Consider the following 19,952-nt stretch of genomic DNA (forward strand, 5'->3'; position numbering starts at 1 on the left):
GCCAGACCCGAAACCGGCGGGCCATCCCACTCCGTCAGCCGCTACGACCCGCAGGAACGACTCTGGTCGGACCCCATGCCCTTCTTGTTCCAGCGCCAGAGGGGAACAGCCCACGACGTTCTTGCATCACGCACCATCGCGGGCATGCTGAGGCGGAGCTGCAACGAGATCGCCCAGACGAATCCCGTGTTCGCCGACACGAAGTTCACCCCGCACGACTTCCGCAGGCTCTTCGCCACCGACATCGTCAACGGCGGCCTGCCCATCCACGTCGGCGCCGCCCTGTTGGGACACCTGAACCTGCAGACCACCCAGGGCTACGTCGCGGTCTTCGCCGAAGACATCGTCCAGCACTACCAGGAGTTCCTGAACCACCGACGAAGCCAGCGCCCAGAGGACGAATACTTCGATGTCACGCCGGAGGAGTGGGAGGAGTTCGAGGAGCACTTCGACAAGCGCAAGGTCGAACTCGGGAACTGCGGCCGGCCCTACGGATCCCCCTGCCAACACGAACACGCCTGCATCCGATGCCCCATGCTGCAGGTCAACTCGAAGATGCTGCCCAGGCTCGCGGAGATCGAGAAGAACCTGGTCCGGCGCCGCAAACGCGCCGAGGAGGAGAAGTGGCTCGGCGAGATCGAAGGCATCGACATGACCCTGACCTTCGTCCGCACCAAACAGGCCGACGCCGCACGAGCCGCCCAACGGTCGCCCGTCGCCCTCGGCATCCCGACCACCCGCCAGCCCGGGTGAGCCTGAAGCTCGTCAACCTGAAGGCTCGATCTTGGCTCGCTCCTGACCGACGTGGCTGGCCTTAACCGCCGCATGGCGCCGAGACTGTACCTCGGACACAGGGTCTGCGTTGCAGCCAGCTAGCATCCGGGCATGAGACCAGACCAACCACCGAGGCTGCTCGCCGCCGGCGACGTCGTCGCCGTGTACGCCGAAGCGCTCGGGGCCTGGACCGCCTCGCAGGTCACCGGCATCGACGCCGAGGCAAAGTGCGCTGCGGTCCTTGAACTGGACTGGTCAGGGCCCGAGCCTGCGACGGTGGCCGACTTGGGCGAAGTGCGGCCGCTCCGACTCACGCATCACAGCTGGAGCGGCAAACTCTCCCACTGCAACCAGGGGTGGGTCCCAGGCTGCACGACCGCATCGGCCCCTCCGGCCACGGCTAGGCCGTTTGCTTCGGATCACCTTGCGGACCAGATGAAGATGGCGGCGAGGTGGAGTCCGGCGAGGTAGATGGTGGCGGTCTTGTCGTAGCGGGTGGCGAGGCCGCGCCACTGCTTCAGCTTGTTGATGCACCGCTCGACGGTGTTCCGCTGCTTCTCGCAGAAGCCCTCTCAGAACCGGCGAGTTCTGCGAAGCCGTTCTGAGAGACGTGGTTGGGGCGCCGCCACCTGCGGAGACAGGCTTAGCGTTACTGGCTGCTCCGCTGGTCCCCACGGCCGTCGTCGGGCGGGTAGACGACCAGCTTCACGGACATGCGCCCAGTCTCGGGCCGCACGGCTCCGGCGGTACCCGCCCGCGCCCGATCGGGTGAGCAGACGGTCTGGAAGCGCCGTATCCGCGCGTATGGCTGCTGTCCTGATGTCAGAAATCGTCTGCTATCAGAACAGAGGTCTCTCATGCGCAAGTGGAATTGGCTACCGCGGTTGGCGGTGGTGACCGCTTCTACGGCCGTGCTGGTGACAGGACTGTCAACCAGCGCTCAGGCCGCGTCCGGCACGTTCGCGTACAACCGGGCGGACACTGGCTTCCGGGAGGTGATGGAGAACCCTGCGGATGACGAGTGCATCGTCATGCCAGGGGGCGGGGGAGTCGTCGACAACTTCACCGACACCGTGGCCACTCTCTACCGGGACGAAGGCTGCACCATCCCTCAGGACACTCTGGCTCCCAACTCAGGAGGCGCGTACGGCGGAGCCACGGTTCCGCATTCGGTGTTCTTCGGCTAGGGGGAGTGCGCTGCAACGCCAGCCATTTCGATTTCGATGGCGGAACGGCTGGCGTTGCGCGCAGTCGAGTGCCGGGGCCCAGTGATTCCCCCGGGCCCCCACCGGTCAGCTTCGCGCCTTCAGCTGGCTGATCAGCTCCCGTACGGCGTCCGCCTTGGCGGTGACGCGTTCGGCTTCGAGGCGGAGCATGACGGCCATGGAGTTCCAGTGCGCGATGGCGTTGGCTGCCTTGGCGATGTCCTCGGTGTTGCCAGCCTCGGTCGCGCGGCGCAGGTCGTCCTCGGCCTGCTGCTTGCGCTCCTCCGCGAGGGCGATGTCTCGACGGGCCTGGGCGACCGCGGCGCGGAGCCTGGTGTGCTCGCGACGTGCACGCTCGAGGGCTGCGGCCAGGGCGTGGTCGAGCGCCGCCCGCAGGATGTCGCCGGTGGTGGGGCCCCCATCCTCCGAGCACGGCCACGCCGGGCCCGTCCTGTTGCGGCCCACGGGCCGCCCGGCCGTGGAAGCCGAGGAGGAGCGGGGCAGACATCCCTACGTGCTCCATTCGCAGCAGCGGCCCGTCTTTGAGGAACGGGTACCGTTTCCACATCGCGTCCTCATCGGTCCCGGAGTACAGGGCCAGGGACATTCGCGCGGCCTCCTGGGAAGCCGTCACGACGATGTCGATGTCCGGCCCGGCGGACACCGGCGGGACATTGGGGGTAGGCAGACCGTTCAGGGTCGCCCAGGTGATCGTCGCGACGTGGCCGCCGGCTGGATCGTCGAGGGGGGCACCCTGTACCGGCTGGAGCCGGGACGCGGGGTCGGCATGAGGGCCGACGTAGACATGGCTCTGCCCGGAGTGGTGCAACGAGAGCTGGGCGTTGCCCATCTTCGGATTGCTGTACTCCCGTTGCGCGGTCAAAGCCGCTGCCGCGTTGGGAGCGAGCTCTGCCGCCGAATGTCCCTTCACGCTCCAGCCGGGGCTGGCGTAGGGCTTGATGTAGAGGCTGGCGTCGTCTGAGTCGGGCTTGTTTGACCAGCTGAGGATGGCTGCTCGGGCGTGCCGCCCCTGTTGCGGGGACACGATCCTGATGCTCTTGACGGCCTGGGCCAGGGCTCCGTTGCTCACGAGACCGCACCCTGGTCGGGCACGCGCACGGGACAGGCGGCACTGGTCCTGTCGGCCCAAGACTGCGGCGGACCGCAGGTCTGTGCACGAGTGGAGTCGGCGGGGGGTTGCTAACGGCTCAGGAGCCACCAGAGGGCTCCTGCGATGAGCGTGACGGAGACCAGCACGATTGCTGGCTGGAGGAACCGGAGATGCCGTCCGACCGGCTCCGTTTGAGAGGCGCCGCTCGGCGGGGGCGGTGGGGGGCTCGCTGGCGCGCCCATGATGACGTCCCTCGCCGCGGTGACGTAGAGGTCTTCCGGGTCTCCCCATGCACCGCGACTGTCCGGGCTGTCGGTGCCTGGCTGGGCGCGTCGCAGGCCGGCGTCGCCGTCGCGGCGCCAGCGGATCCCGGCGATGTCGGTGAAATCGACCGTGACGAATCTGAGTTTGTGGGACGGCTTTGCGGCCTGGGCGGGCGGGAGCTGGAAGGCGTGCTGACCGGTGTCGAGGGTTGTCGCTTCGCCGATCACTTCGTGGAGGAAGGCCACGCGCACGTCCCGGAGCAGCTGGTCGGACCGGTTCTCGACCACGATCTCTGGGACCACCCAGCCGTCATGCAGAGAGGAGGGGCGCAGTTCGAGGCGGGTCTTGATCATGGATGCCTGGCGCCGCTCCCGTTCTCGCTGCACTCTCTCTTGCAGCTTGCGCTGCTCCTGGTCTTGGCCCCGCTCGCGCTGGAGGCCCTGGAGCTGCTCCACGAACAGAGCGGTCTCCTGGGTCTCCTGCCGGACCTTTTGCCGGTGACCCATGTAGCTCAGCGTCAGACCTGCCAGACCGATGAGCAGGCTGAACACGGCAATGAGGTTCTGCACCATGTCAGGACTCTGGCCGACCAGGCCCTGCCATGTCAGTGCGCACCCCCGCTCGACGGCCAGGCTGCAGCACAACGGCGTAGGCCATGGCAGTCAACCCAGCGAAATCAACAAACCTAAGCAGACGGGCTGGTGCCATGCTTCGGGCTGCTCGGACCGGGCGCGGTCGAAGAACCTGTGCGCTGCCCACTACGGGCGGCTCGCCCTGGGGCAGCCTCTGGGCGGGAAGAAGAAGTACGCGCCTGCCGGCAGCGGGTACGTCAACGGCAGCGGGTTCAGGGTGATCAGGGTCGAGGGCAGGAGCGTGCTGGAGCACCGGCATTTCGTGCAGGAGCTCCTGGGCAGGCCCTTGCCGGCGACGGAGACCGTCCACCACGTCAACGGGGTCAAGACCGACAACCGCACGGACGGCCCACTGGTTGAGGACGGGCAGGGCCGGTGCAGGTCGGGGAAGCACGAGCTCTGGTCGCATTCGCATCCGTATGGGCAGGAGATCGGCCCGAAGTCGGACTGGGCGAAGGGCTGGCTCGCGGTGTACGGGACCCCGCAGGAGCACGTGGCCTACGCCCTCTTCGCCGACCGCCTGGCCCAGGCCGAGGCGGATGGAGGGCGCGATCCCGAAGCATGAGGCGGGTCGAGGCCAGCGCCCGCAACCAGCGTGCCGAGGGCCGTGCGCTGGTGGGTGACCGAGCGGCCTGCGCGGGTCGTCGTCGCCATGCCTGCCGATCTCAGCGCGGCCGCGTGGGACGAAGCCGTTGCGTTGCTGACGTGGAGGGCGCGGGCCAGGGATGTCGTGGTGTGAGGTTCGGCGAGGAGGCGTAGGGCGTCCAGCCGTGTACGCCCCAGGATCGCGGCAAGGGCCTCGGCGGAGACGACCGGGCCCCCCGCGGTGGGCGGGCACCCGGGACCGGCTGGGTACGTCAGGACCGCGGGATGGCCCGGGGCGTCCTGGAGAAGTGGGCCCGCCGGGTGGTGGAAGGTGGGTAGCAGAACCAGGCCGCGCCCGTCGAGGCGGACGTCGCGGTCCGGCGCTGCGCCGGGCCATTCCCACACGCCCTCGTGGAGCCGGCTGCCCGGGGCCAGGCGGGTCAAGGTGGCGGCCACGCCGTGCTCGGCGACCGTCAGGGCGTAGCGGGTGAACTCCTCATGGTGCAGATCCTGCACGACGGACCAGACCGGGGCGAGGACTGTCTCGAACGCGGCCTGCTGGGCGCGGTGCAGGGTGCGCCAGGCGGTCTCGTCGCCCGCGTGCAGGCCCCGGATCCAGCGAGGAACGGGCACCGCTCCGTAGACCCGCTCCAGTTCGGCTCGGACGAGACCGGGGTTGGTGGCTCGGATTTGTTCGAAGCCGTCGGCCATGGTGTCGCCGATGACGTCGAGGAAGGAGGGCGGGCGGCCCGCGGGAACCAGATCGGCGAGCGGGCTGCTTGCGGCTGGGAGGGAGCGCATCATGCGGCCGCGCCACGGCGCGAACAGTGGCCCGCCACGCTGGGTCACGGCTGTCGCCAGGGCTGCGTGCAGCTCCTGGAGCGGCGCCGGGCGGGGTGCGAACCGGATACGGGCGAAGTCCTCCGCGGTGAAGTGGACTCGCAGCACTCGCACAGCTCCTCGTCCTTGGCCAGCCTTTCGGCCAGGGCCTGAACCTTCGCGTCGTGACGGCTCCGTACCAAGGATGTTCGTATGACTTCGCGACGCACTCTTTTGAAGGGCACCCTATTCGGGAGTGCCGCTGCCCTGCTGCCCACGGCTGCGTCCGCATCCGGTGGAGGCCCGGCCCTCCGGCTGCCCGCGCCCGCCGGCCCGTACCCCGTAGGCATGCGGACGGTCCATTTGACGGACCCGTCACGGACCGACCCGTGGGTGGGCGGTGTGCGGGAGCTGGTGCTGACCGTCCTGTACCCGGCCCGATCGGTACACGGGTTCTCCCGGGCCCCTCAGCTCACCCCGGTCGAGGCCAGGGAGTTCGCCGGCCTCGCGCCCCACATCCATCCCGGACTGCCGCGGCCGGGCATGGTGGACTGGAGTTCGGTCCTCACCCACGGGCATGTGGGCGCGCCGCCGCTTCCCGGGCGGCGGCCGGTGCTGGTGTATTCACCGGGCGGCGGTGACTCCCGCACGCTCGGCACAACCCTCGCCGAGGACCTGGCGAGCCACGGCCGAGTGGTCGTCCTCGTCGACCACCCCGGTGATGCTTCCCAGGTGGAACTGCCTGCCGGGCTGCGGACGACCGTCCTGTTCGGGCCACCGGACCCGGCAACTTTCCGCACGATGGTGGACACCCGGATCGCGGACCTCCGGCTCGTCCTGGACCGGCTCAGCGACCTTCCGCTCGCTCGGGTCATGGACTCCCGCCGGATCGGATTGTATGGGCACTCCGCAGGCGGCACGGCGGCGGTGTACGCGGCCCGTGACGACCGCAGGGTCGGTGCGGTGGCGAACCTGGAGGGCTATCTCGACCTGTACGTGACGCTGGCCGGCCTCGACCAGCCGCTGCTGCTGTTCCGCACCGACGGATTCGAGGGCGCCGCCCGAATCGAGTCGTCCTGGGCGGGCCTTCCCGGCCGCCGCGTGCTGCTCCCCGACGCGAACCACTGGGCGTTCACCGACTACGGCTCGCTCGTCGCCCGACTCCAGACTTCCGGTCTCGTGACAGCGACGGCGCGGACCTCGCTCGTCGGTACCGGCGACCCTGCGGTGACACTCGCTGAGGTACGGCGCCGGGTGGGGACCTTCTTCGCCCGTCATCTGTCGTAACGGGACTACGAGGCGGCGGCGAGCCGCCCGCTCCAGCTCACAGGTGCTTCGGTCGCCTGTCGGCACCCAGATCCTGGACGTCAAGATCTTCCGCCGCCTGACCCTGCATCATTCACCCCCAGGGGCGCGGACTGGGCACCGCCGGTGCCCAGTCCGCTCATCGTGGGTGCGTTACTTGCACACCGGCTGCCGCCGGGCTGGTGGGCGTACTGGTCGGGGCGGGCGCCGGATGCGGAGTCCCCGGTGATGGTCTCGTACTGGCTGCTGCGGATCGCCTGGTCGCAGCGGGCGCAGATCATGCCCGCGGGACTCATGAGGCAACCCCCGAGCGCGGGCAGGCCCACACCTCGGTGTCGAGCCGGTGCGCGCCCTGCTGGCCGCCGATCAACCCGCGGGGGACCGCGCTGCGGGTCAGGCGCCGCACGCAGATCAGGCAGGACCGGCCCAGACCCTGATCCCAGGTCAGAGCCGAGAGCGCCGGCAGCGGTACGTTCGTGCACGCCTGTCTGCGGCCGGTCGAGGCCCCCGATCCGCGCACCGCGAAGAGGATCGCCCAGTACCTGCGGCGGGCCCTGCTCTCCCCGCTCAACCTGACCGCTTTCCGTACGGAGGGTTGCACCTTCCTGCTCCGGGCCGATCCGCGGACGGGGCAGGCCATGAGGTCCTCCGGGATGGGTACGGTCGTTGTCCCGCCGAGCGGCCGGGCCGGCGTCGTTTCCGCCCGGCCGGTGTGCGCCGGGATCGACCGGAAGGTTGCCAAATACCGCGCGATCGCCCGCAAAGCCGGGCTCCCGCTGGTCGTGGCGGCCGGTGTGCACCGGTTCACCAGCCTCGAAGTCCAGCAGCTCGATGACCTCGTCGTGGGGGTTCCCACGCTGAGCGTCCAGTTCGACCTCGGCGACTCGTTCATCCACGAGCCCGTCGAGATCGATCCGAACAGTCCGCCGCGCTGGACCATGCCCCCCGGACCTGGCCGGAGTGCTCTGGGTGAACAACGACTTCCCCTTCACCACGGCCTGGCGTCCCAACCGCGTGCGCCGTCCGGCCTGTGGCCCTTGAGTTGCTCGACGTCGGGGCGGCGAACAGCCGACTGGTGACCGTCGCGAAGGACTGCAACGGCTCCGAGCGGGAGACGGCGCTCCTGGCCAGCACCCGAGCCTGGCACCTGCTCGCGGCCCGCATGGGCGGTATCGCCCGTGGCCCGGAAGGAGAGCAGGGGCTGCGTGAGAGATTGAAGGTCGGGCTGATGGACAACAGCGCCTGGCGCCTGGGTCCGCAAACGAGGGGCGTTACTTCCGGCGAGGTACGGCGAGGTACGGCGAGGTCGCGTTCGGCGAAGTGTCTGGCACTGCGTCGACACCGGGACGGGAGTACCGCTCCAGGGAGCGGACGGAGGCGTGCCTGGAGCGGGCCGGCAGCATGGGAGTGGAGGGCCTACTGGTCATTGAGGTCGCCATTCAATGACGGCACTCCGTTGGCCGCGAACAGGTCCCGGGTGCGGCGCAGCAGTGCTTGCCGTACTTCGTCCGGGGACAGGACCTGTAGTGGGGTAGCGAGGCTGAGCAGGTACTTGGCGAGTCCGTCTGCGTCGGGGCCGCCAATGTCGACGATGGCGGCGTCCGGGCCGTCCGGGCGGTGGGTGCCGACCGTCGGCGGGACGAGCCGCAGGGCTTGGTCCATGGGCAACGGGAGGCGGACGGTCACATGGAGCGGGTAGGTGCCGGTTGCGATGGACCGGGAGACGAGCTGTACCGGGTCGGGCGGGTCGAGGAGTTCCACGGTATGTCCGGTTGGCCGTAGGTGCGCCACGCGGTCCGCTCGGAACGTCCGCCACTCGCCCCGCGTCACATCCCGGGCCACGAAGTACCAGCGGCGTCCCGTGTGCACGAGACGGTACGGGTCGACATCCCGGGCGGTGGCTTTCCCTTCCCTGTCGCGGTACGACAGGTGGGTGCGCTCGCCCCGTCGGCACGCGGTGGCCAGCTCCAGCAGCATGCCCGGCGCGATCTGTGGCTCGTCCGGCCTGGGGGTGTGCACAAAGGCTGCGTCCATCTGACCAAGTCGGTCCGCGATCCGCGGTGGAAGGACCTGGCGCAGTTTCAGCAGTGCCGACAGAGCGGCCTGGTCGCCGCCGAGAACGCCGCTGAGTGCTGCCTCGCGCAACCCTACGGCCACGGCGAGTGCCTCTTCGTCATCGAGGATCAGCGGCGGGACCCGGTTTCCGGCCCTGAGGCGGTATCCGCCCCAGGGACCGGGGTCGGACTCGACTCCGTAGCCGAGTTCCCGGAGCCTGGCGACGTCCCGGCGCACCGTGCGCTCGGTGACCGCCATCTGGTCGGCCAGCTCGCCGCAGGTCCACGAGGGACGCGCGGACAGCAGTGAGACAAGTCGCAGCAGGCGGGCCGAAGTACTGATCACATCGTGAGTGTCCCGCATGACCAGGACCGAAACTGTCCTGGTCCCGTCGTAGCGTCTGTCGCATGAGCACTGGAACGACATCCGCACCCGCGATCCGCTACTCGGCCATCACTTTCGACTGCCCGGACCCCGCCGAACTGGCCCGCTTCTATGGCGCCGTCCTTGGACTGCCCATCGCCTACTGCACCGACGACTTCATCCTGCTCGGCCAGGAGGGCTCGGCCGGACTTGGGTTCAACCGCCTGGCCGACTACCGACGTCCCACCTGGCCTGACCCCTCCCAGGAGAAGCAAGCCCACATCGAACTGGGGGTCGATGACCTGGATGACGCCCAGGCCTGGCTGCTCGCCCAGGGGGCTGTCGAGCCTGCGGTCCAGCCGGAACCCGATCGGTGGCGGGTCCTGCTGGATCCCGCAGGCCACCCGTTCTGCATCACCACCCTGGTCTGAGCATGATCGGCAGACTGATGACCATGACAGCGCACGCAGGCAGAGGCGGCGAGCTCGCAGCTGTCCTGCTGGGAGTGGCGGAGAGGCTGCACGGCTTCCCAGGTTGTGAGATCTATCTGATCAGCCAGGACACAGCCGATCCGGACACGGTGCATGTCACCGAAGTCTGGCAGGACGACGCCAGTGCGCAAGCAGCCCTCACCGCTTTGTCGCCCGCCGACGGCCCCGCCCCCGCAGACGTCCTCGCGCTGCTGTCGACCGCGCCCCGCCGTACGGACCTCACCGTCCTGGGTGGGGTGGGTCTCCCGGCCGACGACCAGCCCTGACGAACAAGCCGCCCGCAGGCACGGGACCGTCGTGGGGCCCACCCCTACGGGCGGCGCCTCGTCACCGCCTTCGCCACGCCTTCGTCACCGTTCATACGGTCTCCACGGTGGGGTCGCGTGGCTCGGCCATCGGCGGCCGTCCCGGGCCCATCGGAGATCCAGAACCTCTCATACCAACGGATTGGAGGTGTTGTTTTCCGGAAGGGGTTTGCCCAGATGCGGGACCGGATCGAGCCACGGCATGGGCTGCCGCCTCAACCTCGCCGCGGCCGGGATCCTTGTTCGATGAGTTGCCGCATGGTGACGCGTTCTTCCTCACGAGCTCCGAGCTCTGGACTCGGCGTGCGCCCATGCGGCCTTGCAGTGCCGCGCACGGCTGATGAGGTGGCGAGCTGGGAGCCATTGCGATCCCTGCTCAGGGCGTACTCCCCGGCGATGGCCGAGGCGTGCAGGGACAAGCCGGAGACCCTGAACCGGCCCGATGCCCGCATTCTCGGCAAGATCGGCGACGACAGGAGTCGGTTCGCCTCAGCTGGAGGGTTGAAGGCGTACGCCTGCTCGGCCCCGATCACGCGGGCCTCCGGCAAGCGCCGCTACGTCGGACGCCGGTTCGTCAAGGACAACCGGCTCAACCACGTCGACCACTTGTGGACCTTCACATTCCTCGGCGGTTCACCGGCGCGGACGCCCACTACGGGCGGCGCCGGGCAGGAGGGAACTGACACATGCTGGCCCTGCGAAACTTGGTCAACCGGATGCTCGGCCAGCTCCACCACTGCCTGCAGCCGCGCACTCCATTCGACGAGGCTGTGGCCTTTCCTCTCGGGGGCAGTGCCGCCGTCCGCCCCGGCCGTGCCGGACATCTGATCGACTACGCTCCTGGCGGTGACCAGTGAGTACCCGTACGCAGACCGCTTCCTCGGCGGGTTCAGGGAACTGAAGCATGGGAATCCAGATGGCCCCTCCCTGGTCGCTGCCGTCCGCAGTGAAGGCGAGCCTCACGAGGAGGACCTCGTGCGATACCTGCGCGCCGGCAGCGTGATCGCCGCGACTGGATCCGCCGTTCACGACTTCCTCAGCCCGAACAAACAGTTCATCGATGGTCTTCACCTCCTCACCGACGGTGAGTGGTTCTGGCACACCGACCTTGCCCATTACGTCGAGCGCTACCACGTTCCCGTCGATGACCGATTCGTCGATCACGCACGCCATCGTGGGTGGGTGCCCCTGCAGCTGAGTGACGACCAACTCGTGCAGATTGCGGATACCTTCTTTCCTGAAGACGAAGGATGAGATGCCGCCCCGCGCCACGTGAGCAGAGCCGCACTTGACGGCTTAGTTGCATGAGGTGTCTTTCCCACGCGATAGCCGAGGGGAAGAGGTGCCGTCCATCAGGGCCGGGGCCGGACGCGCTCAGGCCGACTGCGCTCGGAGTCCGGCCAGAGGGGCGAGCGCCGGCCCTTGCCGACCGGGCGCAGCTGCGCCCAGTGGCTGACTGAATCTGCGCAGTGTCTGGAGCGCGTAAGGTGTTTGGCCTGCAGCTGCACGGCCTGGCCGTGATTGCTCAAGCCGGTTGAGTACTGCGCAGTTTCAGCGGTCCCCGGAATCTGGCGTGGTCTCGGGGGAGGGTCTTCGCCGTCGAGTGGATTCAGGCGTGTCGGCACCGGACCGGGCGGACGCAGCCCCGCTCGAGGCGGCCGTTCCTGCGCATCGTCAGTCTCTCCGTATGACCGATACCCGGCTGAAACGCAACTGCGGGGCCCTCGAAGGGCTTTCCTGACGCCCTGGAAGCGCGCGTCTCCGAGGCTATGCCGGTACCGGATCACCGGCGTACGCGATATCGGAAGGCAATTGCCGTGCTGAGCACCCCGTACCGTTCCGAGGCCACTAGGGAAGAGGAGCCGCCCAGCCCGCTTCCGCCTCGTCCCGCCGGCCGCTTCCGCGCACTCGCGGCTACCGGCCGTGGCCTGCTGATCGCCGCCGCCGCGGTGTGTGCGGCCGTGACGATGGCCCTGCACACCTGGATCCCGAACGCGGCCCTCAGCCTCGGCAGCCTGTTCCAGACCTTCCTTCCCTGGGCCGGTCTGAGCGTCCCCGTCCTCCTCCTGGCGGCGGCGGTACGCCGCTCCCGGCTCGCGGCCGTCGCCGTCCTGGCTCCCGTGGCCGTCTGGGGCTGCCTTTTCGGCGGGACCCTCACCGACAAGCGATCCGGGCGATCCGGCGGCGGGAACTTCACCGTGGTCAGTCACAACGTGGACGAGGAGAATCCCGATCCGGCGCGGACCGCGCGAGCGCTCGCCGCATCGGGCGCGGACGTGCTGGCGTTGGAGGAGATGTCCTCGAAGGCCACGCCCGCCTACGAGCGCGAGCTCGCCGCCGGCTATCCGTACCGCTCCGATACCCTCGGCGTCAGACTGTGGAGCAAGCACCCGCTGAATGGCGTGGAGGCGGTGCCGATCATGCCGTGGACGCGTGCCGTACGGGCCACGGTCGAGACCCCGGGCGGCCCCGTCGCGGTCTACGCCGCCCACCTCGCTTCGGTACGCGTGACCCCCGATGCCGGATTCACCACCGCCCGCCGCAACGACGCGGCCCGGAAGCTGGCCGAGGCCGTGCGGGCGGAGCCGCTGGCCCGGGTCGTCGTGATGGGTGACTTCAACGGGACGGCGGAGGACTCGGCCCTGCGACCGGTGACCTCCCAGCTGGCCTCGGCGCAGCGCGAGGCGGGCGCCGGTTTCGGATTCACCTGGCCCGCTCGGTTCCCCATGGTCCGCATCGACCAGATCCTGGTGAAGGGGATGAGCGTGACCTCCGCGTGGACACTTTCCGCTACCGGCAGCGACCACCTCCCCGTCGCGGCCTCCCTCCGGCTGTGACCGCACCGCAGGCCCCACTGACTAGGATGGACTCCATAAATGTCCGCTTCTGAGCAGGTAGGTGGCGTGTCGGCACCCCGGGTCCCAGCCCCCGTCAGCGTCCTCGTCGTCGAGGACGACGCCACCATCCGCCGCGCCGTACAGCTGTCCCTGGAGCGGTACGGCTACCACGTCGGGGTGGCCGAGAACGGACTCGACGGCCTGGAGGCGTTCCGGGCCGGCCGGTACGACCTGCTGATCCTGGACGTGATGCTGCCCGAACTCGACGGCATCGGGCTCTGTCGCCGGATCCGCGAGGAGAGCCTGGTCCCGATCCTGATGATGTCCGCGCGCGGCGACGCCCTCGACGTGGTGTCCGGGCTGGAGGCGGGCGCCGACGACTACGTCGTCAAACCCGTCGACACCCCCGTCCTCGTCGCCCGCATCCGGACGCTGCTGCGCCGTGCCACCTTCCGGCCCGCCGAACCGGAGACGGCTCCGGCGCGGGGGACCGGACCGGCGAATCCCGCAGCCGTCTCCGCGGAAGCCGGGACGACCCCCGGGGAGCTGGTCTTCGGGGACCTGTCCGTGAACACCCTCGGTCTGGAGGTACGCCGGGGCGGACGGCCCGTTCCGCTAACCCCCACCGAGCTGCGGCTGCTGCTGGAGTTCGCGGCGGCTCCCGGCGCCGTGCTCGACCGCCGGCGTCTCCTGAGGGACGTGTGGGACTACGGCTGGGAGGGCGACTCCCGGGTCGTGGACCTGTGCGTGCTGCGGCTGCGCAAGAAGATCGGAGCCGAGCGGATCGAGACCGTCCGGGGCTTCGGCTACAAACTCGTCCGCGGCTGAAGGGGCCGACCACACCCATGGCACTGTTCAACCCGCGCGCCCTGCGCTGGAAGATCGCAGCCCTGACCGCGGCCGCCTGCTGCGCGGTGGCCGCCGTGATCGGCGTCCTCGTCCACCAGGCGATGGCCGAACGAAGCGACCGCACCGGGAACGAACGCCTCTCCGCTCGCCTGGCAGCCGCGGAGAGCGAGTACACCCGCACGGGCAGCGCGCCGCTCGACGTCGAAGTCCTCACTCCGGAGCGGCTCGACGCACCGCTCGCGCGGGCGCTGGCCGCCAAGGACCCGACCGCTCTGTACGCGACCTGGAACGACCGCAAGCCCCCCAACTGGTACTGGAGGTGGGCGGCCATGCCCGTCGAGGGCGGACGGGTACTCGTCGCCCGGACGGACATGAGCTCCGAGGTACGCGGCCTCCAGCTCCTGGACCGCAGCATCGTCAAGGCCGTGCTCGCCGCCCTCCTGGTCGTCGTACCGCTCGCCGCCCTGGCCACCGAACCGATGAACCGCAGGCTGCGCCGCGGATCCCGCACGGCCCGGGCCATCGCCGACGGCGACCTCGACGCCCGGATCGGGCCGGGCGGCCGGGCCCGTGACGAGATCACCGAGATGTCGGCGGCAGTGGACGAGATGGCTGCGGCCCTGCAGCAAAAGCTGGAGGGCGAGCGCCGGTTCACCGCGGACGTCGCGCACGAACTGCGCACGCCGCTGATGGGGTTGTCCACCGCCGCCGGGCTTCTCCCGGAGGGCGACGAGGTGGCCGAGCTCGTCCGGGACCGTGCCCGGGCCCTGAACGGGCTGGTCGAGGACCTCCTGGAGATCTCCCGGCTCGACGCCGGAGCCGAACGGGCGCGGACCGACGCGGTGCCGCTGGGCGAACTGGTCACCGACATCGTCCGCCGGACGGGGACGCCGACCGCCGTGGCGGTCCGTGCCACCAGGATCCTGGAGACCGACCCGCGCCGGGTGGAACGGATCGTGGTCAACCTCGTCACCAACGCCCACCGGCACGGAGCCGACCCCGTCGAAGTCGCTGTGGAGGCCACCGCCACGGGCGCGCGGATCCTCGTACGGGACCAGGGGCCCGGCTTTCCCGCTGCGCTGCTCACGGAAGGCCCACAGCGCTTTCGTACGGGAAACCCCGAGCGGGGGCGCGGGCACGGACTCGGGCTGACCATCGCGCTCGGGCAGGCGGGCGTCCTCGGTGCCAGGCTGGCCTTCGCGAACGCTCCGGAAGGGGGCGCGGTCGCCACCCTCGACCTGGACGGCGTACGCGCTCCGGCCAGTGGCTGAAACGGAACCGCAACACGCCTTCCCGGCGGCGGAAACAGACTCTACCGGCAGCAGATGAAGAGCCCCGTGCGTAGCCTGGACGGCGAAGACGTCGCCCTGTGGAAGGCCACCTGGATTCCCGTGATCACGCGCGGCCCACGCGACCGCACTTCGGGCCTGTATCTGGACACGGAGTCCGGGTACCTGGGGCAGTGGTCCCGCTACGGAGACGAGGACAACGAGGAGAAGGACACGCTGGTCACCTATCTGGAGGACATGGCCGACATGCTCCAGAGCCCTGCCCTTGCCGTGCGGGACACACCCGGACTGCTGGGCGGGGCGCTGCTGTGGGGCAGCAGTCTGGATGCCGCCCGTGAGGGAGCGTGGCGGCCTCTCGCCGACTGAGGCATCCTCGGCGCCCCGGGGCTCGAGGGCTGCAACCTCGACCAGCTCCGCGTGGTCAGTCCGCGCCCGAAGTCGGCCGGCAGGCGGAGAAGGGGGTCGTTGACAGGAGTTCCTGTCAACGACCCCTTTCACTGTTCTCCGCTTCACTGGAAGGCCGCCGGCTCCACGAGACGGCCATTCTCCTGCTCGCGGCGGCACGCCCGCTGCAGACGGCGCCTGCCCTCCGGCCGAGGCCCTCCTGCTGTCCGCCGCATCCCAGCGCTGGTGGCCGCGTCTGTCCGGAGGCGACTCCGGGGAATGACTGCAAATTCAGCGGCCCGGGAAGCCTATGTCGAAGACGACGAGGGGACGACGGCATGAACGTGACCCCACCCCGCCCGGTCTGCGGCGCGCAGCGGGGCCGTGAGCCGTTCGGCGCCGTGCGCCCTACTCGGTCACAGCGACGTGGCGGGCCGGTACGGTGGCGCCGACGGAAAGAGCACCACGTGAGCGCCATAACGGAAGAGGGCCACGAGCCCGATGTCCCGCGCACCGCGAAGGCCATCGCTGCCGCTCTTGCCCCGGGGCGCAAAGGGGTGTTCTTGGAAGAGCTGCTCGCGGCCCAGGCCGGCGACGACCAGCTCGCGGTGATGGAACGCCGGCACCTGCGCGCCACGGCCGACTCCACCCGGATCGAAGCGGACCGCACCGAGGTGGCGGCCCTGGCGCACAACCGGTGAGCCACGGTCTGACCGATCAGGCCGCCGCCGTCCTCGGGGCCACGGCAGACAAGGCGTCGGAGGTGTTCGCGGCGGTGGTGAGGTTCCTGCCGTTGATCACGGGCGCGCACGAGGCCGGACAGTCCCCGAAGGCGGAGCCCGCGGACTCGTGGGGAGACCTCTACGACCTGCCAGTCCCGGGCGCCCAGGTGCTCGTGGAGTTCTTCACGGGCGACCCCGAGGTCTGACCATCACCCGCAGTACGTGGATGGCCTAGCTGTGCACACTGCGCGGCCCCCAGCCGGCGGCCCGTCGGCGTAAAGCCTTCCCAGTCCGGCGGCTCGATCGAGGACGGCGAGGACTCGCCCGCGGCGTGGGCGGTCGTTCAGCGCTCTCTGGATCCGGAACGACCGCCCCGACGCCCTTGCGAAGGTGGCGTCCAGAGCTACGCTCCGAGGATCCTCCAGAGCTGGTTGCGGTGGCCTTGCAGACCGTGGTGGCACAGCTTGGCGCCGTTGTCGGTGGAGGCGTTGGTGACGCTGATTGCTCCGCCGCGGTAGTCGGACACGATGACGTACTCGTTCTGGGCGACGGGCAGTAGTCGCCACTTCTGGTGCGAAACGTCCCTCCAGCTCCATAGGTTGATGTCGGGGGCGTTGCCGGGGTAGGGGCCGTGGATCGACATGACGCGGCCGGGGCTGTAGACGGAGGTGAACTTGTAGAGGTCACCGCCGAGGCCGTCGAGCTCCCACCGCTGGTGGGATGCGTGATACCAGCCCTCCTGCCGAATGGAGGGGCCGTTGTCGTTGTACGGGCCGTGGATGGTGGCGAACCTGCCGCTGAGAACGGATTCCAGCCGCACTCTGGCAGGCAGGCCGGTGACCTGGGCTGAGGCGTCGGGCATCAGCAGGAAGCCGACCTCCCATTTCCCGTCGCTGCCGGCGTCGAAGACCAGGGCCCGCTTGGAGGTCCGGTAGGCGCCCATGCCGAGGAGGGTCTGGACGATGACTTCGCTGGTACGGGTCAGCGCAGCGATCTTGCGTACCACCCCTTCGGCCGGGGGGTTGCGCAGCGTGTCCTGGATCTGCTTTTGCAGCATCAGCACCGGTTCGGGTACCAGCATCGAGTACGTGCCGATGTGATCGTCCTGGTTCGTCAGGATCTGCCGGACGAAGGTGAGGATCATCGCGAACATCGCTACGGCCGCAGGGGGGATTCCTACGCCGGTCAGCTCACCGATCACGGTGTCGACCATGTCCAGCCAGGTCTCGATCGACAGCTCGGCCATCAGGATTCTGAGGACCTCGTCGATGATCATCTTGGCCTTCGCGTCGCCGCCGCCGTGGTCCATCTCCCAGGCGTCGATCACCACGGCAAGGCCCCCGTTGGCCACCGTGGTGTTCCACAGCCGGTTCGGCTCGAAGGCGCGGGTGTAGCCGGTGTTCATGCTGAACTGCTCGCTGGTGTAATGGCGCTGAGTGTCCCCGTCGCACAGGGCCAGCGAGAACTTCGGTTCGTCCTTGCCCCACTCGTTCGACTCGCGGTGACACGTGAGGTAGTCGAGCGACACCCAGTACTTGCCCGCGCCGCCGGCTCGTGCGGTCGCAACGGCGGGGTGGTCAAGGGGCAGCCCCATGCAGACCAGCCCCCATCCCTTTTCGGCGGTCTCCTGAAGGAAGGCCGCGCTGGGCTCGGGGGCGACCCCCTCCTGCACCGCCCGCGCTTGCGCATCGTCACCGAGCGGGCCCATCAGCCGCGTGGCGTCCACTGCCCGAATGTTCCTGCACGTGGCGAGAATGTCCCGGCCCAGCTGCGGCAGATCGGCCCGCAGGTCGGCGAGACCGTAGGAGTCCTCCACACCCATCGCAGCGAAACGCCCGGGAAAGAACTTCCCCCGGACCTCCGGCGCCGCCATGGAGAAGGCCTGCCCCATCTCGCCGAGCTCGTCAGCCGTGAAGCCCGCACGGGAGAACGCGTTCGTAAAGACGCCTTCCAGGTCGGACAAGGGCTGCCCGGCCGCCTGGCGGGCGAACCCGTTCAGCATCACGGCCAGCAGGACGTTGGTGGAGCTGCTGCGCTCCATCCTGTCCCCGATGCGCGTGCGCACCCCTGCACCGCCCAGCGCACCACAGACGCCGGCCACCACGTCCCGTTTGAACTCATCGCCGTCGTTGACGACATCACTCATCCCCGCACCTCCGCAATGCCGGCAGGCGCGGACAAGCACGCCTGCGGGACGGACACCGCCCGACCCACGGCACCTGCGCCTGTGTCGGCTCCCGGACCCCACCGGTCCCCCGACAGGCCAGCAGCCATGTCGCTGACGGTGATGGCGCGTGTGCACCACGTGGCGAAGTATGTCGCGCGCCGGCCCAAAGAAGCGACGTTTTCCCGTAGATGACGCGCTCGACGCCCGGCACGCCCCCACCGCGGCCGACGGCAGGGGCACCGCTGCGTGATCCCACGCTTGACCAGCTCGCCACCCTTTCCTGCGAGCTCTACGACCCCGCGCGGGGGTCGTCCGGATCGCCGAGCTCCTACGATCCTTGGCACAGTGAATGCTGGTGCCCAGGGCGCCGCGCGAACGAGCATGGTGGCCATGCCGCAGCTTGGTCACCGCCTCCGGTCCTTTGTAAATCGCGGCCGGCTGCGGAGGTCCCGGTGTGGAGTTCATCCCGGCCTGGTAGGTGGGACGTGGGGCAGCGGACGGGCCGTCACCGCGGACGGCGGCGCGCACGAATCCTGGCTCTCAGTCCGCGACGAAGGGTGCGTATCCGACCGGCACCTCGCTCACTTCAAGGTCTGAGAAGAGCAAGGTCAGATCGTGAGCGTTGGTCTCAATGTGAATCTCATGGAAGTCGATCCCGACAGCCTTCGACCAGCGGAGGGCAGCCTCCGACTTGAGACGAAGCTCGGCTCCGTACAGCTCGTGATGGTTCGCGCCCCAGACGTATCCGTCGAGGTCGATGGCGGTTTCGCTGTCGAGGAGTCGCGCGTCCAAGGAATCCTGCCAGGTCTCCGTGGACAGGAACGTCTCGCATCGGGCCTCGACGCAGTACCGGAAGAGATACCGCAGGTAGCTCGACGGGCTCTGGGGGCCGTTCCACACGTCGATGATGACCTCGTAGTCGCGCATGTAGGTGGTGTATCCGTGGTGCACGACATTGGCTTCGATGTGCTCGTTCAGCGTCCGCTGAAGGTCTGCGGTGTCAATGCCGCCCTTCCAGCTCACTTGGCAAGCCCTTCGCCAGCGAGATTCACAACGGCGTCGGCTCAGAGATCGGCCGGACTAGTGCTGGCTAGTCTTCCACGGCTCCCGGGGCCAGGGCCGGCACCGGGAACGCGAAGCGTGCCTCGGCGCCCGACCAACGGACACCGATGGCGAAGACGGCAGGGGCCTCCAGCAGGGCAGGACCCACCCGCAGTTCCTCGTCTACGGCCGCTGCGACCAGCAGGGTCGGCTGCATGCGGTCGGCCGGACGGTGCCGCTGCGCCGTACCGTCTTCCGCCAGGTCGGCGAACACCTCGCCGCGGCCGGTCCCGGCCACCCCTTCGAGGGGGTGCGGTTCACCGTGGCATGGGGGCGCCGCGAAGTCCTGGACGTAGTGCTTGTGCGCCCGGAGGTGGTGGCGGAGGTCAGCGCGGACCGGCGGTCGACCTGGGCGTCTTCAGGCATCCGCTGAGGTTCCAGCGGATCCGCCTGGACGGGACCGCCGCCGACGACGTCCCGCCCCTCGGCCAGGGGCCGGCGGCGGCAGCAGGCTGAACGCCCGCCGCCCCGGTTGGAGCCTGTGAACGGCCCCTCGGACGCGATGGTCAGACCTTGGTTCCGAGGGGCAACCTGGGGTCGTGGTAACCAGTAAGACCCCGCGTGGCCTTGTTCACGGATCTGGGTTCTGGCACAACTTCTGGGCTCTGTCGCTATTTTGGGGGTAGTTGGGCAGCTATCAGGCGTGATGGGTGGGGCTCAGATTGCGGACCTTCTACTGCCTGGTGTTGGGGTA

General features: G+C 69.3%; 23 protein-coding genes and 2 pseudogenes. 16 read left to right on the forward strand and 9 right to left on the reverse strand.

Features of this window, described 5'->3' with window-relative positions; all coding sequences use genetic code 11:
- The first annotated feature begins 75 nt into the window (after positions 1-75).
- Positions 76-753 (forward strand): tyrosine-type recombinase/integrase, encoded by a 678-nt coding sequence (locus tag AB0O36_RS32515; protein ID WP_365116449.1) that lies wholly within the window; start codon positions 76-78, stop codon positions 751-753.
- A 132-nt stretch (positions 754-885) separates the two neighbouring features.
- The gene (locus tag AB0O36_RS32520; RefSeq protein WP_365116452.1) at positions 886-1,245 is read left to right on the forward strand and encodes a hypothetical protein; all 360 of its coding nucleotides are present in this window, start codon (positions 886-888) and stop codon (positions 1,243-1,245) included.
- Here AB0O36_RS32520 and AB0O36_RS32525 read toward each other — a convergent pair.
- Positions 1,194-1,325: pseudogene (locus tag AB0O36_RS32525) on the reverse strand (IS5/IS1182 family transposase); the annotation flags it as partial. The gene AB0O36_RS32520 and the pseudogene AB0O36_RS32525 sit on opposite strands and share 52 nt — an antisense overlap.
- A 306-nt stretch (positions 1,326-1,631) precedes the next feature.
- Between AB0O36_RS32525 and AB0O36_RS32530 the strand changes: the two are divergent.
- On the forward strand, positions 1,632-1,961 hold the full coding sequence (locus AB0O36_RS32530) for a hypothetical protein (RefSeq protein WP_365116454.1): 330 nt from the start codon (positions 1,632-1,634) through the stop codon (positions 1,959-1,961).
- 105 nt (positions 1,962-2,066) lie between these two features.
- Here the strand turns inward: AB0O36_RS32530 and AB0O36_RS32535 are convergent, their stop codons facing one another.
- Both AB0O36_RS32535 and AB0O36_RS32540 read right to left on the reverse strand, forming a co-directional pair.
- Positions 2,067-2,444, reverse strand: a complete 378-nt coding sequence (locus tag AB0O36_RS32535; RefSeq protein WP_365116456.1) for a hypothetical protein — start codon at positions 2,442-2,444, stop codon at positions 2,067-2,069.
- Positions 2,445-3,179: 735 nt separating this feature from the next.
- Complete coding sequence (locus AB0O36_RS32540; RefSeq protein ID WP_365116458.1) at positions 3,180-3,926, reverse strand: hypothetical protein; 747 nt, start codon at positions 3,924-3,926, stop codon at positions 3,180-3,182.
- Between AB0O36_RS32540 and AB0O36_RS32545 the strand changes: the two genes are divergently transcribed.
- Complete coding sequence (locus tag AB0O36_RS32545) at positions 3,925-4,551, forward strand: hypothetical protein (protein WP_365116461.1); 627 nt, start codon at positions 3,925-3,927, stop codon at positions 4,549-4,551. The genes AB0O36_RS32540 and AB0O36_RS32545 overlap by 2 nt on opposite strands.
- Here the strand turns inward: AB0O36_RS32545 and AB0O36_RS32550 are convergent.
- Positions 4,485-5,519: a winged helix-turn-helix domain-containing protein gene (locus tag AB0O36_RS32550; protein WP_365116463.1), complete on the reverse strand. Its 1,035-nt coding sequence runs from the start codon at positions 5,517-5,519 to the stop codon at positions 4,485-4,487. The genes AB0O36_RS32545 and AB0O36_RS32550 overlap by 67 nt on opposite strands.
- Before the next feature lie 219 nt (positions 5,520-5,738).
- On the opposite strand from AB0O36_RS32550, the gene AB0O36_RS32555 reads away from it, so the two are divergent.
- Positions 5,739-6,677 (forward strand): acetylhydrolase, encoded by a 939-nt coding sequence (locus AB0O36_RS32555; RefSeq protein WP_365116466.1) that lies wholly within the window; start codon positions 5,739-5,741, stop codon positions 6,675-6,677.
- Between the two features lie 310 nt (positions 6,678-6,987).
- On the opposite strand, the gene AB0O36_RS32560 is transcribed toward AB0O36_RS32555, so the two are convergent.
- The gene (locus tag AB0O36_RS32560) at positions 6,988-7,266 is read right to left on the reverse strand and encodes a hypothetical protein (protein ID WP_365116468.1); all 279 of its coding nucleotides are present in this window, start codon (positions 7,264-7,266) and stop codon (positions 6,988-6,990) included.
- Positions 7,267-7,348: 82 nt separating this feature from the next.
- Here AB0O36_RS32560 and AB0O36_RS32565 point away from each other — a divergent pair, with 82 nt between their 5' ends.
- The gene (locus AB0O36_RS32565) at positions 7,349-7,774 is read left to right on the forward strand and encodes a hypothetical protein (protein WP_365116469.1); all 426 of its coding nucleotides are present in this window, start codon (positions 7,349-7,351) and stop codon (positions 7,772-7,774) included.
- Positions 7,775-8,111: 337 nt separating this feature from the next.
- On the opposite strand, the gene AB0O36_RS32570 is transcribed toward AB0O36_RS32565, so the two are convergent.
- Positions 8,112-9,095 carry a YafY family protein gene (locus AB0O36_RS32570; protein ID WP_365116472.1) on the reverse strand — a complete coding sequence of 328 codons (984 nt, stop codon included), beginning with the start codon at positions 9,093-9,095 and terminating at the stop codon, positions 8,112-8,114.
- 62 nt (positions 9,096-9,157) lie between these two features.
- On the opposite strand from AB0O36_RS32570, the gene AB0O36_RS32575 reads away from it, so the two are divergent.
- From AB0O36_RS32575 to AB0O36_RS32620, 10 genes and pseudogenes are all read left to right on the forward strand, one after another.
- Complete coding sequence (locus AB0O36_RS32575) at positions 9,158-9,544, forward strand: VOC family protein (protein ID WP_365116474.1); 387 nt, start codon at positions 9,158-9,160, stop codon at positions 9,542-9,544.
- A 2-nt stretch (positions 9,545-9,546) separates the two neighbouring features.
- Entirely contained in the window at positions 9,547-9,870 is a 324-nt protein-coding gene (locus tag AB0O36_RS32580) for an antibiotic biosynthesis monooxygenase family protein (protein WP_365116477.1), read from the forward strand.
- Positions 9,871-10,353: 483 nt separating this feature from the next.
- Positions 10,354-10,766: pseudogene (locus AB0O36_RS32585) on the forward strand (transposase); the annotation flags it as partial.
- A complete protein-coding gene (locus tag AB0O36_RS32590; protein ID WP_365116479.1) occupies positions 10,756-11,163 on the forward strand; it encodes a hypothetical protein in 408 nt (135 codons plus the stop codon). The pseudogene AB0O36_RS32585 and the gene AB0O36_RS32590, both read left to right, overlap by 11 nt.
- Positions 11,164-11,726: 563 nt before the next feature.
- Positions 11,727-12,746: an endonuclease/exonuclease/phosphatase family protein gene (locus AB0O36_RS32595; protein WP_365116482.1), complete on the forward strand. Its 1,020-nt coding sequence runs from the start codon at positions 11,727-11,729 to the stop codon at positions 12,744-12,746.
- Positions 12,747-12,785: 39 nt separating this feature from the next.
- A complete protein-coding gene (cseB, locus tag AB0O36_RS32600) occupies positions 12,786-13,574 on the forward strand; it encodes a two-component system response regulator CseB (protein ID WP_365116484.1) in 789 nt (262 codons plus the stop codon).
- A gap of 17 nt (positions 13,575-13,591) precedes the next feature.
- Positions 13,592-14,866, forward strand: a complete 1,275-nt coding sequence (locus AB0O36_RS32605; protein ID WP_365116485.1) for a HAMP domain-containing sensor histidine kinase — start codon at positions 13,592-13,594, stop codon at positions 14,864-14,866.
- 66 nt (positions 14,867-14,932) lie between these two features.
- On the forward strand, positions 14,933-15,250 hold the full coding sequence (locus tag AB0O36_RS32610) for a hypothetical protein (RefSeq protein ID WP_365116487.1): 318 nt from the start codon (positions 14,933-14,935) through the stop codon (positions 15,248-15,250).
- A gap of 485 nt (positions 15,251-15,735) precedes the next feature.
- Entirely contained in the window at positions 15,736-15,969 is a 234-nt protein-coding gene (locus tag AB0O36_RS32615) for a hypothetical protein (protein ID WP_365116489.1), read from the forward strand.
- The gene (locus AB0O36_RS32620) at positions 15,966-16,196 is read left to right on the forward strand and encodes a hypothetical protein (RefSeq protein WP_365116491.1); all 231 of its coding nucleotides are present in this window, start codon (positions 15,966-15,968) and stop codon (positions 16,194-16,196) included. Before AB0O36_RS32615 ends, AB0O36_RS32620 begins: the two co-directional genes overlap by 4 nt.
- 197 nt (positions 16,197-16,393) lie before the next feature.
- Here AB0O36_RS32620 and AB0O36_RS32625 read toward each other — a convergent pair whose 3' ends face one another.
- From AB0O36_RS32625 to AB0O36_RS32635, 3 genes are all read right to left on the reverse strand, one after another.
- The gene (locus AB0O36_RS32625; RefSeq protein WP_365116494.1) at positions 16,394-18,136 is read right to left on the reverse strand and encodes an RICIN domain-containing protein; all 1,743 of its coding nucleotides are present in this window, start codon (positions 18,134-18,136) and stop codon (positions 16,394-16,396) included.
- A 561-nt stretch (positions 18,137-18,697) separates the two neighbouring features.
- Positions 18,698-19,180, reverse strand: a complete 483-nt coding sequence (locus tag AB0O36_RS32630) for a hypothetical protein (RefSeq protein ID WP_365116496.1) — start codon at positions 19,178-19,180, stop codon at positions 18,698-18,700.
- Between the two features lie 67 nt (positions 19,181-19,247).
- Entirely contained in the window at positions 19,248-19,496 is a 249-nt protein-coding gene (locus AB0O36_RS32635) for a hypothetical protein (RefSeq protein ID WP_365116499.1), read from the reverse strand.
- Between the last annotated feature and the right edge of the window lie 456 nt (positions 19,497-19,952).

Origin of the sequence: Streptomyces sp. NPDC089799 (assembly GCF_040684755.1) — a bacterium.
Classification (GTDB): Bacteria; Actinomycetota; Actinomycetes; order Streptomycetales; family Streptomycetaceae; genus Streptomyces.

Bases quoted from the DNA above. Each gene is read 5' to 3' on its own strand.
- AB0O36_RS32515 (WP_365116449.1), top strand. From the start codon at position 76: ATGCCCTTCTTGTTCCAGCGCCAGAGGGGAACAGCCCACGACGTTCTT.
- AB0O36_RS32520 (WP_365116452.1), top strand. From the start codon at position 886: ATGAGACCAGACCAACCACCGAGGCTGCTCGCCGCCGGCGACGTCGTC.
- AB0O36_RS32530 (WP_365116454.1), top strand. From the start codon at position 1,632: ATGCGCAAGTGGAATTGGCTACCGCGGTTGGCGGTGGTGACCGCTTCT.
- AB0O36_RS32545 (WP_365116461.1), top strand. From the start codon at position 3,925: ATGTCAGGACTCTGGCCGACCAGGCCCTGCCATGTCAGTGCGCACCCC.
- AB0O36_RS32540 (WP_365116458.1), bottom strand. From the start codon at position 3,926: ATGGTGCAGAACCTCATTGCCGTGTTCAGCCTGCTCATCGGTCTGGCA.
- AB0O36_RS32555 (WP_365116466.1), top strand. From the start codon at position 5,739: ATGCGGACGGTCCATTTGACGGACCCGTCACGGACCGACCCGTGGGTG.
- AB0O36_RS32565 (WP_365116469.1), top strand. From the start codon at position 7,349: ATGGGTACGGTCGTTGTCCCGCCGAGCGGCCGGGCCGGCGTCGTTTCC.
- AB0O36_RS32575 (WP_365116474.1), top strand. From the start codon at position 9,158: ATGAGCACTGGAACGACATCCGCACCCGCGATCCGCTACTCGGCCATC.
- AB0O36_RS32580 (WP_365116477.1), top strand. From the start codon at position 9,547: ATGATCGGCAGACTGATGACCATGACAGCGCACGCAGGCAGAGGCGGC.
- cseB (WP_365116484.1), top strand. From the start codon at position 12,786: ATGTCCGCTTCTGAGCAGGTAGGTGGCGTGTCGGCACCCCGGGTCCCA.
- AB0O36_RS32605 (WP_365116485.1), top strand. From the start codon at position 13,592: ATGGCACTGTTCAACCCGCGCGCCCTGCGCTGGAAGATCGCAGCCCTG.
- AB0O36_RS32625 (WP_365116494.1), bottom strand. From the start codon at position 18,136: ATGAGTGATGTCGTCAACGACGGCGATGAGTTCAAACGGGACGTGGTG.